This is a genomic window from Delftia sp. WSY_16 (genome assembly GCF_043104415.1).
Lineage (GTDB): Bacteria > Pseudomonadota > Gammaproteobacteria > Burkholderiales > Burkholderiaceae_C > Comamonas > Comamonas tsuruhatensis.
On sequence record NZ_JBICKS010000018.1, the window covers coordinates 145,122 to 157,688 of the forward strand.

The 12,567-nt window shown below is 67.0% G+C and carries 11 protein-coding genes; 5 read left to right on the forward strand and 6 right to left on the reverse strand.

The window, feature by feature from the left end; all coding sequences use genetic code 11:
- The first annotated feature begins 141 nt into the window (after nt 1–141).
- Together kynA and ACF8O7_RS08945 are read left to right on the forward strand one after the other, a co-directional pair.
- The gene (gene kynA, locus ACF8O7_RS08940; RefSeq protein WP_126312428.1) at nt 142–1,017 is read left to right on the forward strand and encodes a tryptophan 2,3-dioxygenase; all 876 of its coding nucleotides are present in this window, start codon (nt 142–144) and stop codon (nt 1,015–1,017) included.
- 91 nt (nt 1,018–1,108) lie between these two features.
- Complete coding sequence (locus ACF8O7_RS08945) at nt 1,109–2,410, forward strand: nitrate/nitrite transporter (protein WP_160853130.1); 1,302 nt, start codon at nt 1,109–1,111, stop codon at nt 2,408–2,410.
- Nucleotides 2,411–2,428: 18 nt separating this feature from the next.
- Here ACF8O7_RS08945 and ACF8O7_RS08950 read toward each other — a convergent pair whose 3' ends face one another.
- The 3 genes from ACF8O7_RS08950 to ACF8O7_RS08960 form a co-directional block, all read right to left on the reverse strand.
- Entirely contained in the window at nt 2,429–3,637 is a 1,209-nt protein-coding gene (locus ACF8O7_RS08950) for an FAD-dependent monooxygenase (protein WP_343740274.1), read from the reverse strand.
- A 375-nt stretch (nt 3,638–4,012) separates the two neighbouring features.
- Complete coding sequence (locus tag ACF8O7_RS08955; RefSeq protein ID WP_016449004.1) at nt 4,013–4,306, reverse strand: H-NS histone family protein; 294 nt, start codon at nt 4,304–4,306, stop codon at nt 4,013–4,015.
- Between the two features lie 100 nt (nt 4,307–4,406).
- Nucleotides 4,407–5,720, reverse strand: coding sequence for a hemolysin family protein (locus tag ACF8O7_RS08960; RefSeq protein ID WP_016449005.1), 1,314 nt, complete (start codon nt 5,718–5,720; stop codon nt 4,407–4,409).
- Nucleotides 5,721–5,744: 24 nt separating this feature from the next.
- On the opposite strand from ACF8O7_RS08960, the gene ACF8O7_RS08965 reads away from it, so the two are divergent.
- Nucleotides 5,745–6,590 (forward strand): symmetrical bis(5'-nucleosyl)-tetraphosphatase, encoded by an 846-nt coding sequence (locus tag ACF8O7_RS08965; RefSeq protein ID WP_016449006.1) that lies wholly within the window; start codon nt 5,745–5,747, stop codon nt 6,588–6,590.
- Nucleotides 6,591–6,668: 78 nt separating this feature from the next.
- Here ACF8O7_RS08965 and ACF8O7_RS08970 read toward each other — a convergent pair whose 3' ends face one another.
- From ACF8O7_RS08970 to ACF8O7_RS08980, 3 genes are all read right to left on the reverse strand, one after another.
- Nucleotides 6,669–8,165, reverse strand: coding sequence for a DEAD/DEAH box helicase (locus ACF8O7_RS08970; RefSeq protein WP_016449007.1), 1,497 nt, complete (start codon nt 8,163–8,165; stop codon nt 6,669–6,671).
- Between the two features lie 185 nt (nt 8,166–8,350).
- The gene (locus ACF8O7_RS08975) at nt 8,351–9,232 is read right to left on the reverse strand and encodes a neutral zinc metallopeptidase (RefSeq protein ID WP_016449008.1); all 882 of its coding nucleotides are present in this window, start codon (nt 9,230–9,232) and stop codon (nt 8,351–8,353) included.
- Between the two features lie 108 nt (nt 9,233–9,340).
- Nucleotides 9,341–9,697, reverse strand: a complete 357-nt coding sequence (locus ACF8O7_RS08980; RefSeq protein WP_392443143.1) for a hypothetical protein — start codon at nt 9,695–9,697, stop codon at nt 9,341–9,343.
- 101 nt (nt 9,698–9,798) lie between these two features.
- On the opposite strand from ACF8O7_RS08980, the gene ACF8O7_RS08985 reads away from it, so the two are divergent.
- Both ACF8O7_RS08985 and ACF8O7_RS08990 read left to right on the forward strand, forming a co-directional pair.
- A complete protein-coding gene (locus ACF8O7_RS08985) occupies nt 9,799–10,746 on the forward strand; it encodes a delta(1)-pyrroline-2-carboxylate reductase family protein (protein ID WP_392443145.1) in 948 nt (315 codons plus the stop codon).
- A gap of 15 nt (nt 10,747–10,761) precedes the next feature.
- Nucleotides 10,762–12,513, forward strand: coding sequence for a sensor domain-containing diguanylate cyclase (locus tag ACF8O7_RS08990; RefSeq protein ID WP_016449011.1), 1,752 nt, complete (start codon nt 10,762–10,764; stop codon nt 12,511–12,513).
- Nucleotides 12,514–12,567: the final 54 nt, after the last annotated feature.

Here is a 12,567-nt window from a genome sequence, read left to right on the forward strand (position 1 = left end):
CTTTCAGGGTCATCGGATGCCCTACTCTACGCAGCCCGGCGCGGACGCGCATCCCGCTTCTTGCAACCCGCAGGATTGCTGCGCGGGATTCGGTTACGCTGCGCCCTGCATTTTCCGCATCGAGACTTGCGAGACTCCCACATGACCACCGAACACTCCGGCTGTCCCATGAACAACCCCGGCCGCACCGAATCCATCGTCAAAGAGGAGCGCGCCCAGCTGGACTTCAGCCAGTCCATGAGCTATGGCGATTACCTGCACCTGGACCAGATCCTCACGGCCCAGCACCCGCTGTCGCCCGCGCATGACGAGATGCTGTTCATCATCCAGCACCAGACCAGCGAGCTGTGGATGAAGCTGATGCTGCATGAGGTCCGAGCCGCCACGGCCGCCATCGCAGGCGGCACGCGTTCCGACGCCTTCAAGATGCTGGCCCGCGTGAGCCGCATCATGGAGCAACTGGTCAGCGCCTGGACCGTGCTGTCCACCATGACGCCGCCCGAGTACACGGCCATGCGTCCCTACCTGGCCAACTCCAGCGGCTTCCAGAGCTACCAGTACCGCTGCATCGAGTTCTCCCTGGGCAACAAGAATGCCGCCATGCTCCAGCCCCATGCCCACCGGCCCGATCTGCTGGCCCAGGTGGAGGCGGCATGGCGCTCGCCCTCGCTCTACGACGTGTCCCTGCAACTGCTGGCGCGCGAGGGCATCGAGGTGCCCGCCGACCGGCTGGAGCGCGACTGGACCCAACCCTACGAGGCCAGCGAAGGCGTCAAGCAGGCCTGGATCACGGTCTACCGCGATCCCCACCAGCACTGGGACCTGTACCAGCTCGGCGAAAAGCTGGCCGACATCGAGGACGCCTTCCGACTTTGGCGCTTCCGCCATCTGACCACGGTGGAGCGCGTCATCGGCTTCAAGCGCGGCACGGGCGGCACCGGCGGCGTCAGCTACCTGCGCAAGATGCTGGACGTGGTGCTGTTCCCCGAAATCTGGGCGCTGCGCACCGAGCTATAAGAACTGGCGGGCGCCACCGAAGGCAGACCGCTGCGGTGGCGACAACGCGCATGCGCGCAAACGGGTAAGCTGCGGCGCCAGGAGAAATACCGTGTCCGCAGCGCCGCAACAGCCCCCACACAACAACACACACACAGAGGCTTCGCAGACCTCCACCGCAGCACCGCCGCCACGCAGCCAGCTGCTGTGGGCCATGCTGCTTGCCCTGCTCTCGGCCTTTGCGCTGAGCCAGGCCTTTCGCACCACGACCTCGGTCATGGCGACCGGCCTGCAGCAGGATTTCGGGCTTACGGCCCAGTCGCTGGGGGCCTTTGCGGGCCTGTTCGGACTGTCCTTCGGCGTGGCCCAGTTGCTCATGGGCATCGGCATGGATCTCTACGGCCTGCGCCGCACGGTGCTGCTGTCGTTTCCGCTGGCGATCGCGGGATCGGCACTGTCCGCCGCCGCACCCAATTACGGCTGGCTGATGGTGGGCCAGTTGCTGATCGGCGTGGGCTGCTCGCCGGCCTTCCTGGCCTGCACCATGTTCATCTCGCGCCACTTTCCCATGGACCGCTTCGCCTTTCTGTCGGGCGTGGGCATGGGCGTGGGCGGCTTGGGGCTGCTGTTCACAGGCACGCCGCTGGCCTGGCTGGTCCAGCATTTCGGCTGGCGCTCGGGCTTTGCGCTGCTGGCCGTGATGTCGGCCCTGTCGTGGCTGCTGATCTGGTGGCGCGTGCACGAGCCCGCCCGCCGCGGAGCACAGACCGCCGCACGGGAAAGCTGGGGCGTGGCGGCACGCCGCATGGCCGAGCTGTTCACGCTGCCGCACACCCTGGGTATCGTCCTGCTGGCCATGGCCTGCTATGCATCGTTTCTGGCGCTGCGCGGCCTGTGGCTGGGGCCGCTGCTCATCCATCGCTATGGCTTTTCGCTGGTGGAAAGCGGCAATGTGGCGCTGGTCGTATCGATGATCTCGCTGTTCAGCCCCGCGATTTTCGGGCGCATGGACCCCGGCCCAGGACGGCGCCGGCGCTGGCTCACCAATTACTCGCTGCTCATGGGCAGCCTGTTCATGCTCATGGCCTTTTTGCACCATGGCTGGACCAATGTGGCGCTGATCTTCGCCATGGGCCTGCTGTCGGGCTATTCGGTGCTGCAGTACGCCGATGTGCGCGCTTCCTACCCCCCAGAGATGACCGGCCGCGCACTGTCGCTGTTCACCATGGCCATGTTCCTGGGCGTGGCCCTGGTGCAATGGTTCACGGGCTGGGTCGCCGCCTGGGCCGAAGCCTGGGGCGTGGAGCCCTACAAGGCCGTGATGATCTCGATTGCGGCCACCCTCGTCGGTGCGTCAACCGCGTTCCGTTTCCTGCCCTCCTCGCCGCTGCTGCGCCAGGCATCCGCCGCCTAGCGGCCGGAGTCTGTGCCTCTACAAGGCGTTGGCGGCCGAGCCATCGCCACGGTACAGCCAAGGCAGATCCATCAGCCGGGAGCCCAGCAGGCGCAGTGACAGGTCACGCCCCCAGCGCACCGGACCCGTGGCATGGAAGATGCGGCCGTTGCGCTGCGAGCGCGCCTGCACGCGCGCATTGCGCTGCCAGCGATTGAGCGCGTAGCGGCGCAGGCGCATGTTCACATCCAGGTCATGCATGGACAGGGCGCGCTGCAGCTCCGCTGCATCTTCAATCGCCATGCCGGCGCCCTGGGCCAGATAGGGGCGCATGGGATGGGCGGCATCGCCCAGCAGCGCCACCACGCCGCGCGCCATCTGCGCGGCCGATTGCACGGGCGGGCGATCGCCCACCGGCCACAGCCGCCAGTCACCGCCAGCGGCAGGCACATGCTGGACCAGGTCCAGCAGCTGCGGGCAGCTGCCCTGCAGCACCCGCACCAGATCATCGAGATTGCCCGCGTGGTCCCAGTTCGCCAGGTCCTCGGGCGCCGGGCCCTGGACGATGACCACCAGGTTCTGCAGCTCGCCCCGGCGCACGGGGTACTGGATGGCATGCATGCGCGAGCCCAGCCAGGCCGTGACATCAGTGGCACGCAGCCGCTTGGGCAACTGGGCCTGGTGCACCAGGGCGCGGTAGGCCAGGTGCCCGGTGACACGAGGCGGGCCGTCGCCCAGCAGCTGCTGGCGCAGGACGCTGCGCACGCCGTCGGCGGCGACCAGAGCATCGCCTTCGATCAGCTTGCCGGCCTGGGTTCGCACGGTGACCACGCCGTCCGTTTCGGAAAAGCCTTCAATGGGCTGGCCCAGGTTCAGGTGCATGCCCGGATAAGTCTGAGCGGCTTCCTTCAGCAGCTGCTGCAGATCGGCCCGGTGGATGGTGGCGTAGGCCGCGCCATAGCGTTGCACGGACTCGCTGCCCAAGGGCATATGCGCCAATTCCTGCCCGGTGACTGCGCTGCGCACGCGCAGGCTGCCCGGCAATGCCACCACCTGCTGCAGCGGTTTTTGCAGGCCCCAGGCCTGAAGCCGCCGCACGACATTCGGACCGATCTGGATTCCGGCGCCCACTTCACTGAGCGCGGGCGCCTGCTCGAAAAGACGCACTTCCCAACCCGCCCGCGACGCACCGATGGCGGCGGCCAGGCCACCAATGCCGCCGCCGGCAATCAACACCTGCTTGTTCATGCGCGTATTGTGCCCCTGCCTTCGCCCATGGTGGCTGGTGCCTGGATATTCAAGTCGGCCACCACTGAAGAAAATCAAAAAATCATCGGATTTGTCTGAAACACGCATGCATCCGCCATGCGTTGAGACGCCAAGACCCGGAAACACCCACCTCGCATGCTCCAAACTGCCGCAAGGTGCATCACTGGCACCGTGCATTTTGCGTTACCGCCAGAAATCGCCCCTGGCATCGCCGCCGCGCAATGTCCGTGCACAGGCCCACGCTTTGCACAGCGCATGATAGTCATTCTCAACCGAGTCAATTTTTGACAAATGGCCGTGCCAATGAAAAAAGCCCGCACAAGGCGGGCTCTTTCAACATGCGCGATGGAAAAATCAGATGACGAACTTTTCGCGGTCCTGATTCTGAATCCACTTCGGCGGCTTGCCGCGTCCGGTCCAGGTCTGGCCAGTGGCGGGATCACGGTACTTGGGCGCCACCTTGGTGCCCGTTGCACCCGCATTGCCGCGACCACGAGCCGAAGGAAAGACGTCATCCGCAGTCAGGCCATATTCGGCAATCAAATTGCGAACCTTGCCCACGGCGTCAGACAGTTCACGCTTGCGCGCTTCCTGGATCTGTTGCTCCAGTTCCTGTCGCTGCTTCAGCAATTCCTTGTAAGAGCTCATGGTGTGCGCCTTGAAAGTTGTTTAAGAGCTTTCATTATAAAAACATAATCGCCCTACAGGGCAAGACGCATGTAAGCAAAATCCACAATATCGCAGTTGCCTATTGCAGCGAGGAGCCTTCGGATAATTCCGAAATGGCAAGCACCTTGTCAATGCGTTTGCCATCGAGATCAATCACCTCGAAGATCCAGCCCGCGCAGCTGATCCGCTCTCCCAGAACCGGCAAATGACCGCTTTCCGCCATGAGAAGGCCGGCAACGGTGTTGTATCGGCCACGGTGCTCATCGGGCAGGTCACGAATATCGAGGCGCGCCTTCAGCTCCGATATGGGCATCAGCCCGTCCAATAACCAGGAGCCATCCCCACGCTGCATGGCCCATGCTTCCGTTTCGGTCACAGGCTGTAACTCGCCGGTAATCGCCTCCAGCAAATCGCGCGGCGTCATGATGCCCTGCACCACGCCATATTCATCCACCACGAACACCATGCGCCCGGATCGGGCACGCAATTGCTCCAGCAGTTCCATGGCGCTGAGCGTCTCGGGCAGGAACGAGGCCGGCAGTACATGCTCGTAGAGCGTGGAGCCCGCCGCATCGGGACCCAATGCCAGCAGGCGCGCCACGCTGATGATGCCGACCACGTCATCAAGGGAATTGCGGCACACCGGATACCAGGAATGGCCGCCCTTTGCGTGGTCATCGGCCGAGGCCTGCAATGCCTCGGTGACGGTCATGTCGGCATCCAGCCATTGCACATCGCCGCGCGGCACCATGATCGACGTCAGCGAGCGGTCATCGAGATGGAAGACGTTCTGCACCATCTGGTGTTCGCTGGCCTCGATGACGCCGGCATCGCGGCCCTCGGCAAGGCTGGCCGCGATCTCCTCCTCGGTCACGGAGCGTGCCGCCGATTCATTGATGCGCAGCAAGGTCAGCATGGCGCGGGTGGAGAAGGCCAGCAGCCGCACAAAAGGCTTGGCTGCCGACGCCACCCACGTCATGGGCCGCGAGACCACGATGGCCACGGTTTCGGGATAGAGCTGGCCGATGCGCTTGGGCACCAGCTCGCCGAAAACGATGGTGACGAAGGTGATCACGGTCACGACGACTGCCGTTGCCGAAATGCTGGCTGCGCGCTCTGGAACGCCCAGGCCCAGCAGCCATGCGGCCAGTCCGTCGCTGAAGGCCGCCTCACCCAGGATACCGTTGAGCAGGCCGATGGAGGTGATGCCCACCTGCACCGAAGAAAGAAATTGCGTGGGGTTGTCGAGCAAGGCCAGTGCCGCCACCGCCCCCTTGTCGCCTGTTTCAGCCAGTGCCACCAACCGAGCCTTGCGGCTGGAGGCCAGTGCCAATTCGGACATTGCAAACACCCCATTGAGCAGCGTAAGCAACGCGATCAGCAGAAAATCCATGGTTCGTATATCAGAAAGAAGACCATGGCACTTTACTGTATCGGTGATATCCAGGGATGCCACGACGCCTTTGAGCGCCTGCTGCAACGCGTGGATTTCTCCGCCAGCCGCGATACCTTGTACATCCTCGGCGACCTGGTGAATCGCGGCCCGGCATCGGACAAGGTACTGCGCACCTGCATGGCCGCCGGCGACTCCATGCGCGCCCTGCTGGGCAACCATGACCTCCACCTGCTGGCCGCCGCCCACGGCGTGCGCCGCAACAGCCGCCGCGACACCTTGGCCCAGGTGCTGCAAGCGCCCGATCGTGACCAACTCCTGGACTGGCTGCGACAGCAGCCGCTGGCGCGCAGCCACCGCACGGTGCATGGCGATGAGCTGCTGATGGTCCACGCAGGCGTGCTGCCGCAGTGGACCGCCCAGGAAGTGATGGACCTTGCAGGCGAGGTGCACACGGTACTTCGCAGCGCGCAATTGCCGGATTTCCTGCAAGCCATGTACGGCAACCAGCCCGATCGCTGGTCGCCGGATCTGCAGGGCTGGGAACGGCTGCGTGTCATCGTCAACGCGCTGACCCGGCTGCGTTTTTGCAGCGCTCAGGGGGTCATGGATTTCGACAGCACGGAGTCGGCAGAGCAGGCGGCGCCAGGACTCATGCCCTGGTTCGATGTGCCGGGCCGCGCCACGGCGGGCGTGCCCATTGCCTTTGGCCACTGGTCCACGCTGGGCCATATCAACCGGCCCGATCTGGTGGCGCTGGACACGGGCTGCGTCTGGGGTGGCTGCCTGAGCATGATGCGCTTCGGCGACCATCTGGCGGACAGGGAGCTGATCCAGGTGGATTGCCCGCAGGCCCAGGCCCCAGGCTGATCGGGAGCAGCCCGTGCACCCATGAAAAAACGCCTGCAAGGCAGGCGTTATTCGGGAGGCAGGCCGCGTGTGCGGCGCTCAGACCTCGGAGGTGGCGACGGGCGCGGCGGGCGCGACCGGTGCCTTGAACAGCGCCGCCAGCTTGCGCTTGGGCTTGATGTTGCCGCCGGCCTTGGGCGCAGCGCGCTGGCTTTCCCAGTTGGCGTCGGCGCTGGCCGAAGGCTCATAGGGCTTGTCGAAGAAGGGGTCGGAATGCGCCGGGCGCTGGGCCATGCGCGAGCCGCGATGGCCGAAGCCCGTGCTGCCCCGTGCTGCATCGGCACCGCGATCGCCACGCTCGCCACCGCGATCCCGTTCACGACCGTACCCGCCGCCAGCGCCTTGGCGCGGCAGCTCGTCGAAACGGTGACCACGCGGTGCGCTGCCGCGGAAATCTTCCATGGGGCAGGTTTCGACGTTGATCTTCTTCTTGATGAGCTTCTCGATCTCGCCCACCAGGCGCGCATCGTGGCTGGTCACCAGGGTCACGGCAATGCCGGAGGCGCCTGCGCGGCCCGTGCGGCCGATGCGGTGCACATAGTCTTCGGCGTTGAAGGGCACGTCGTAGTTGAAGACGGCCGGCACGTCCTTGATGTCCAGGCCGCGGGCCGCGACATCGGTACACACCAGCAGATCGACCTCGCCGCGCTTGAAGGCTTCAAGCGCCTTCAGGCGCTCGTCCTGGCTCTTGTCGCCGTGCAGCGCCGTTGCGCGCAAACCGTCGCGCTCCAGCGCCCGCGTCAGGCGGGCGCAGCCCAGCTTGCTGTTGGAAAAGACGAAGGCCTGGCGGATCTCGCGCTGCTTGAGCAGCGAACGCAGCGCATAGCGCTTGTCGTCGTCGCTGACGCTGTAGAAGCGCTGCTCCACCGTGGACGCCGTCTCGTTGGGACGGGCCACTTCGATGGTGACGGGGTCTTGCAGGTAGCTGCCGGCCAGGCGCTTGATCTCGGGCGAGAAGGTGGCGCTGAACAGCAAGGTGGTGCGTGTCTTGGGCAGATGGGACAGGATGCGCTGCAGGTCGGGCAGGAAGCCGATGTCCAGCATGCGGTCCGCCTCGTCGAGCACCACGTACTCGACCTGGTTGAGCACCACGTTCTTGGCTTCGATATGGTCAAGCAGCCGGCCCGGCGTGGCCACCAGCACCTCGACGCCCTTTTTCAGTTCCAGCGTCTGCGGTTTCATGTCCATGCCGCCGAACACCACGGTGCTGCGCAGCTTGGTGTACTTGGCGTACTGGGCGATCTGCTGAGCCACCTGGTCCGCCAGTTCGCGCGTGGGCAAAAGCACCAACGCCCGCACGGGGTGCCGTGCAGGCGAAGCGGAGGCATTTTCGTGGCGCATCAGCCGCTGCAGCAACGGCAGCGAGAACGCTGCCGTCTTGCCCGTGCCGGTCTGGGCTGCGCCCATGACATCCTTGCCGGTCAGAACAACCGGAATGGCCTGCGCCTGGATGGGCGTCATGGACTCGTAGCCCATGTCGGCCACGGCGCGCGCCAGGGACTCGGCCAGTTGGAGATTGGAGAAAGAGCTTGTCATTGAGGACGCTATTGTCGCACCTAGCGCGATTTGTGCGTTGCAATAACGCCAATTGGCACCTGGACAAGCATGGCGTTGCGTGAGCGCAACCCGCAAAAACCCGGTACGAGGGCCCGCTATGCGGGCATTTTTTCATCGCCGGGCCGCCGCCTCGAGATGGGAAAGCGCCCCTCGGGGGGCATTTTTCAAAGCGAAGCGGCCGAGAAAGTGTCGCAGGACTTGACGCTGCCGGTGCGCAGACCGGTGCTGAACCAGCGCTGGCGCTGGGCACTGGTGCCATGCGTGAAGCTGTCGGGCACGACGGCGCCGCCACCGGCGCGCTGCAGGGCGTCGTCGCCGATCTTGGAAGCGGCATTCATGGCCGACTCCACATCGCCCTGCTCCAGGATCTGGCGTGCGCTTTGCGCGCGGTTCGCCCAGACGCCGGCCAGGCAATCGGCCTGCAGCTCCAGCTTGACCGACAGATGGTTGTATTCGACCTTGCTGACGCGGCCCCGCGCACGGTCCACCTGGGCGCTGATGCCCAGCAGGTTCTGCACGTGGTGGCCCACCTCGTGGGCAATCACATAGGCCTGGGCGAAATCGCCGGGCGCGCCGAGCTGGTTCTTGAGCGTCTCGTAGAAGCCCAGGTCGATATAGACCTTCTGGTCGGCAGGGCAGTAGAACGGCCCCATGGCGGACTGCCCCGTGCCGCAGGCCGTGGGCGTGGCGCCGCGGAACAGCACGAGCTTGGGATCGGCATATTGGGCTCCGCCCTGGCGGAACACCTCGCGCCACACATCCTCGGTATCGGCCAGCACGGTGGAGACGAAGCGGGCGAGCTGGTCGTCGGCCGGCGGCTTGTGGGCCGGCCCCTGGGGCTGCTGCACCTGCACCGGCGCGCCGCCGCTGAGCGCCCCCAGGATGGTCAGCGGATTGATGCCCAGCACCCAGCCACCGACCAGGGCGATGACGATGGTGCCGATGCCGATGCTGCGCCCGCCAAAGACGGGACCACCACCGCCACCACCACCGTCATCACGGCGGTCCTCCACATTGTCCGACTCGCGGTTGCCTTCCCATCTCATGGTGTTCGCTCCTGGATCTGTGCTGCGGCCTGCAGCATCGGGCGGCGATATTACGTCGGAACCTGCGGGGCCGCAGCGTCCGCAGTCCCGGCAATGATACGGCGTGTATCAGCGCACGGGCTGCACCGCCATGGGGGCAGTGACCGGCGGCGCCTGGCTGCGCAGTACCTGCTCGCGCGCCACCAGCACCATGCCGGCCAGCAGCGCGGCGACGATGCACAGGCCGACGACGACCGCCAGGCCCAGCCCCCATCCGCCGTGCCTGCGCCGCTCGCGTGCAGGCTCGCCGGGCCTGCGGGGCGCAGGTGCCTGTTCGCTGGGAGGCTCCTCGCGCTGCCACGGTTCGGGCGCGGGCCCGCGCCGCTGCTGCTCGTAGCGCGGGGCCGATTCCTTGCGGGGAGCTTCGGGCCGCGCCGAACCGTCCCAGCTGGGCTCCTCGCGCGGATAAGAAGGCTTTTGTGACATAGGCGACATCGTAGTGCCTGCGCAGGCCTGCGCGGGCCTGGGTGCACCACCGGACACATCGCGCATTGGCCTGCGCGCGCCTACTGTGTACAGTCGCGGCCATGAGCCATTCCAGCACGCACTCCTCCGCCGCCCTAGACGCGCAGGCCACGGCCGCCCTGCTGCCCTGGAAGGAGCTGGCCGAAGAGATCGCGGCTGTACTGCTGCAGCCCCGGGCAGTGCAGGTGCCGCCGCGCATCGTGATGCCGCTGCCCGCAGGAGGCAGCCTGTTTTGCATGCCCGCCACCGATGGGCAGGTGGCCATGACCAAGCTGATCAGCCTCACGCCCGGCAATTCCGGCACGCCGCGCGCCACCATCCAGGGCGATGTGGTGGTCTTCGATGTGGCCACGGGCGAGCGCCGCCTGATCCTGGACGGCCCCACGGTCACGGCGCGGCGCACGGCCGCCGTATCGCTGCTGGCCGCGCAAAGGCTGGCTCCCAATCCGCAGGGCCCGCTGCTGATCGTGGGCGCCGGCGTGCAGGGCCTGGCCCATATGCAGGCCTTTGCAGCAGGCCTGGGCGTGCGCGAGGTCCAGGTGGCATCGCGCAGCGCCGAGAGCGCCAAGTCACTGGTCAGCCAGGCGCATGCCATGGGCCTGCAGGCCAGTGCCGTGCAGGATCTGGAGGCCGCCGCGCGCCATTGCCCGCTGATCGTGACCTGCACGCCGGCCCGCGCCGTGGTGCTGCATGCAGCCCCGCGCGCCGATGCCTTTGTCTCGGCCGTGGGCGCCTTCACGCCGCAGATGGTGGAGCTGGCGCCCAGCCTGTGCCTGGACCTTGCGCAGGCGGGCCGCGTCGTCGTCGATACCGCAGATGCGCTGCACGAAGCGGGTGATCTGCTGCAGGCGGGCATGGACGTGGCCGCCCTGCCCACGCTGGAGCAGGTGGTGCGCGAGCAATGGCTTCGCCCGCAGGTGCCGGTGCTGTTCAAATCCTGCGGATGGGGGGGCTGGGACCTTGCGGCCACCCGCCTGGCAATGCGCCGGGCTGCGCTTCAGAACAGTTGACGACGGATTTCTGCGTTGAACGAGCTTTCCCCCCCGGATTCCCCCGCCCCGCCCCCAAGCACCGAGCCCGGCCGCTGGCAGCGCCTGGGCCTGCGCACGCAACTGGCCCTGGTCTTCGGCTCGCTGCTGGTGGGCGTGACGGTGCTGATGTCACTGGCCTTCGGCGAACTGCTGCGCTGGCGCATGGAGCGCGAGGTCAGCGCCTCGCTGCATGCCATGGCCTCCAACGCGGCGCGGCAGTTGTCTGAAGGGCTGTTCAGCCGTGCCCATACCGTGGAGGTGCTGGCCGCTTCGCCGGAGCTGTGGGTGCAAGGGCTGGATTCCCCGGGCGTGGGAGCGCTGCTCAACCGCGCCCGTTCGCTGACGCCGTCCAACCTCTGGATAGGCGTGGCCGACGCCGAGGGCACGGTGCGCAGCGCCACCGACCAGTTGCTGGTGGGCCACGATGTCAGCGACCGGCCCTGGTTCGAGCCGGGGCTGCAGCGCGTGCATGTGGGCGACGTGCGTGCCTCCTCGCCGCGCATGGCCGCGCTGCTTGCGCCCCCGGCCGACGGCGCGCCGCGCCGGTTCATGGACTTTGCAGCGCCCATCCGCGTGGGCGGACTCACGCAGGGCGTGCTGTGCATGCACAGCAGCTGGGAATGGGTGCGAGAGACCATGCAGACCTTGCAGCAGGCCGACAGCGGGGATCGCCAGATCGGCCTCTTCATCTTTGACCGCCACGGCAAGATCATCCACGCCCCGGGCGACAGCCTGGAGCCGCTGCAGGCGCTGGACCAGCGCCTGCCGGTGGCCCATACCGTGTCTGCCGATACGTCCGATGCCACGCTGCTGCCCGTGCAGGTGGCGCGCTGGCAGGACAGCCCGCAGAGCTTTCTGACGGCCACCGTGCCGCTGCAGGCCCACAACCGGGTGACGGCCATGGGCTGGCACATCGTGGCCCGCCAGCCGCACGACAGCGCCTATGCGCCCGCGCGCCAGGCCATGCACCAGGTGCTGGCCGGCGGCCTGGCGGCGGCGCTGGTGGCCGCCGTCATCGCCTGGCTGGTGGCACGAAGGCTCAGCCAGGACCTCAAGCGCCTGGCCCGCGCGGCCAACGGCATCGATGGCAGCGGCGCGGCGCCGGACATTCCGCAGCTGCACAGCAGCCGCGAAGTGCACCGCCTCTCGCAGGCGCTGCGCGGCAGCATTGCCCAGCTGCGCTCGGCCAACGAGGCCATGGAGCGCCAGGTGCGCGAGCGCACCCTGCAGCTGCAGCAGGCCAATGCCGAGCTGGAGCACCAGGCGCGCAGCGATCCGCTCACGGGCCTGCTCAACCGCCGGGGCTTCGATTTCCAGCTGGACTTCGCCATGGCGCTGGCGCGCCGCAGCGGCCGCCCCTTGAGCGTGCTCGTCATCGACGTGGACCACTTCAAGCGCATCAACGACCAGCATGGCCATGACATGGGCGACGCCGTGCTGCGCACCCTGGCGCGCGCCTTCCGCATGCGGCTGCGCGAGTCCGACGTGCTGGCCCGCATGGGGGGCGAGGAATTCCTGGCCCTGCTGCCCGACACCACGGCCGACGCGGCCGTGGCCATTGCAGAGCAACTGCGCGAACTGCTGGCCTCCACGCCCATGGCCCACGGCGAGCCCGTCACCGCCAGCGTGGGCGTGGCCACGCTGCGCGGCACCACGGACACGGCCGCCGCCATGCTGCGCCGTGGCGACGAAGCGCTGTACGAGGCCAAGGGCGCAGGCCGCAACAACGTGCAGCTTCAGCGCTGAGACGGCCCCGCGCCGCTTTCTGCCCCCTCGGCTTGCCGCCTGCCGCAAAACACC

Coding starts and splice junctions, on each gene's coding strand:
- kynA (WP_126312428.1), top strand. CDS start 142: ATGACCACCGAACACTCCGGCTGTCCCATGAACAACCCCGGCCGCACC.
- ACF8O7_RS08950 (WP_343740274.1), bottom strand. CDS start 3,637: ATGAACAAGCAGGTGTTGATTGCCGGCGGCGGCATTGGTGGCCTGGCC.
- ACF8O7_RS08955 (WP_016449004.1), bottom strand. CDS start 4,306: ATGAGCTCTTACAAGGAATTGCTGAAGCAGCGACAGGAACTGGAGCAA.
- ACF8O7_RS08960 (WP_016449005.1), bottom strand. CDS start 5,720: ATGGATTTTCTGCTGATCGCGTTGCTTACGCTGCTCAATGGGGTGTTT.
- ACF8O7_RS08965 (WP_016449006.1), top strand. CDS start 5,745: ATGGCACTTTACTGTATCGGTGATATCCAGGGATGCCACGACGCCTTT.
- ACF8O7_RS08970 (WP_016449007.1), bottom strand. CDS start 8,165: ATGACAAGCTCTTTCTCCAATCTCCAACTGGCCGAGTCCCTGGCGCGC.
- ACF8O7_RS08975 (WP_016449008.1), bottom strand. CDS start 9,232: ATGAGATGGGAAGGCAACCGCGAGTCGGACAATGTGGAGGACCGCCGT.
- ACF8O7_RS08980 (WP_392443143.1), bottom strand. CDS start 9,697: ATGTCACAAAAGCCTTCTTATCCGCGCGAGGAGCCCAGCTGGGACGGT.
- ACF8O7_RS08985 (WP_392443145.1), top strand. CDS start 9,799: ATGAGCCATTCCAGCACGCACTCCTCCGCCGCCCTAGACGCGCAGGCC.